This window comes from Polaromonas sp. P1_E3 (assembly GCF_056405935.1).
This window is the reverse complement of record NZ_JBFUBD010000777.1, coordinates 1-718: the sequence shown is the minus strand read 5'-3', so window position 1 is coordinate 718 and position 718 is coordinate 1. Positions and strand designations below refer to the sequence as shown.

Genomic DNA, 718 nt, shown 5'->3' with positions numbered 1-718 from the left:
CATCCTTACCATCGAAGACCCGGTCGAATTTTTGTTCACCAACAAGAAATCGGTGGTCAACCAGCGTGAAGTCGGCAGCGACACGCAATCATTGCAGGTTGCCCTGAAGAATGCGCTGCGACAGGCGCCTGACGTCATCCTGATCGGTGAAATCCGCGACCGCGAAACCATGTCGGCGGCCATTGCCTATGCGCAGTCGGGCCATTTGTGCCTGGCTACCATGCACGCCAACAACAGCTACCAGGCACTGAACCGGATCCTGAGCTTTTACCCGGTGGAAGTGCGCAGCACCATGCTGGGCGACCTGGGCGCGGCGCTCAAGGCCATCGTGTCGCAGCGCCTGCTGCGTACCCAGGACGGGGGCCGCACGCCGGCGGTGGAAGTCATGCTTAACACCAAGCTGATCTCCGAGCTGATCGAAAAAGGCGATTTTTCAGGCGTCAAGGAAGCGATGGAAAAATCMATGGCCGAAGGCTCACAGACGTTCGAGCAGGACATCGCCAAGCTGATCGTCGCCGGCACGGTCACCCGCAAGGAAGGTGTTCTCTACGCCGACTCGCCGACCAACCTGATGTGGCGGCTGGAAAATGACTTCGCCATCAAGGCCAAGACACTGGAGCCTGAAGAGGACCCGGATGACGAACCGTCCTTCACGGAAATCACGCTGGACGTGAAACACTGAAATGGCCCCCACGCTTGTCGCTTCGCGTACTACGCT

Annotated in this window: 1 protein-coding gene; it reads left to right on the top strand. The window is 58.9% G+C overall.

The window, feature by feature from the left end:
• Positions 1–682: ATPase, T2SS/T4P/T4SS family (locus AC1D0Z_RS23475; protein WP_477660521.1), on the top strand; the 682-nt coding region annotated here is incomplete at its 5' end.
• Positions 683–718 lie beyond the last annotated feature (36 nt).